Source organism: Aeromonas caviae (assembly GCF_000819785.1).
GTDB classification, from domain to species: domain Bacteria; phylum Pseudomonadota; class Gammaproteobacteria; order Enterobacterales; family Aeromonadaceae; genus Aeromonas; species Aeromonas caviae.
On record NZ_CDBK01000031.1, the window covers coordinates 1 to 1,809 of the forward strand.

1 protein-coding gene is annotated in these 1,809 nt (G+C 64.1%); it reads right to left on the reverse strand.

All coding sequences use genetic code 11. The features are described 5' to 3' along the window. Window positions 1-69 precede the first annotated feature (69 nt). On the reverse strand, window positions 70-1,809 hold a 1,740-nt coding region (locus BN1120_RS03825), incomplete at its 5' end, for an FdhF/YdeP family oxidoreductase (RefSeq protein ID WP_042014836.1).

A 1,809-nucleotide genomic window follows, 5' to 3' on the forward strand; every position in this document is an offset into this window, starting at 1 on the left:
CATGTAATTGGGACAGCGCCATAAAAAACCCCTGCCATGGCAGGGGTCGGACGGTATCCATATGAAGAATCAGAGCGTGACGGCCAGGTTCTCGACCGAGGCGGCGCTCGGGGTCACCAGTACGGGCACCGATTTGGAGGTGGGGGTGAAAGAGCCCTCCCCTATGCTCTCGATGGCCACCAGGGGGTTGGTCTCCGGGTAGTAGGCGGCGATGTTGCCCTTCGGGATCTCGTAGAAGATGACGCTAAAGCCCCGCACCACCCTCTCGCGCCCGTCGTTGCACACCGCACTCATGTCCACCCGCTGCTCCTCGGCGAGCCCCAGCCTCCTGGCATCCTCCTCGTTCATGAAGACCACGTTGCGTCGCCCCTTGATGCCGCGATAGCGATCATCCATGCCATAGATGGTGGTGTTGTACTGATCGTGTGAGCGCAGGCTCTGAAGCAGCACGGGCTGGTCCACCATCTGCTCCGCGTGGCTGGTGCACTCGGGCAGAATGGAGTCCGGCAAACGGCTCGCCCTGAATTCGGCGCGCCCGCTCGCGGTGTTCCAGCGCAGCAGGGCGGCGCTGTTCTCCAGATGGAAGCCGCAGGGCTCCTCGATGCGGCGGTTGAAGTCGCCAAAGCCCGCGATGGTCTCCTCGATGAGATCCCGCAGCAGCCCGTAGTCATCCCGCAGCGCCAGCCAGTCCACCCGCTCGCTGCCGAGCGTTGCCTCGGCCATGCGAGCCACGATGTCTATCTCGGAGAGACAGAGCGGCGAGACCGGCTCGTTCATCCCGGTGGAGGCGTGCACCATGCTGAAGGTGTCCTCCACGGTGATCTTCTGCACCCCGGTGCGCTGCTGATCGAGCTCGGTACGGCCCAGGCAGGGGAGGATCAGGGCATCTTTTGACACCATGAGGTGGCTGCGGTTGAGCTTGGTGCTGATCTGCACGTTGAGCTCGCTCCTTCGCATCGCTTCATAGGTGAACTCGGTATCCGGCGCGGCGGCTGCCAGGTTGCCCCCAAGGCAGATGAGCACCTTGCTCTTGCCGCCATGAAGGGCTTTGAGGGCCTCGTAGACGTTGTGCCCCGGCGTGCGCTTGAAGCCCACCGGGAAGCGGCGCTCCAGGCGATCGAGGAAGGCGGCATTGGGTTTCTCGTTGATCCCCATGGTGCGGTTGCCCTGCACGTTGCTGTGACCGCGCACCGGACAGAGTCCGGCCCCCGGCTTGCCAATCTGGCCGCACATCAGGTGCAGGTTGACGATTTCGCGAATGGTGTCGACCGAATGCTTGTGCTGGGTGATCCCCATGGCCCAGCAGCTGATCACGCTCTCGCTGCTTGCGAAGATCTGCGCCGCCCGTGTGATCGCCTCCCGACCGAGGCCGGATTGCGCCTCGATCTGCGTCCACTCCGTGGCCTTCACCTGGGCCAGGTAGTCGTCAAAGTGCGCGGTGTGCTGCTCGATGAAGGCGAGATCGATGCGCCCCCCCTCCTCTTCCAGGATGTATTTCGCCATGCCGCGAATGGCCGCCATGTCACCGCCCAGCTTTGGCGTGAGGTACTGGTGGCTGATGGTGGTGGCCGCCGGGGTCAGTAGCTCCGCCGGGCTCTGGGGGCTCGCGAAGCGCTCGAGGGCCACCTCTTTGAGGTTGTTGAAGGTGACGATCTGGCACCCCTGGCGCGCCGCCTTGCGCAGGGCATTCATCATGCGCGGGTGGTTGGTGCCCGGGTTCTGGCCAAAGACGAAGATGGCTTTGGCGGCGTCGAAATCATCGAGCACCACGGTGCCCTTGCCCACCCCGACGGACTGGATGAGCCCCAC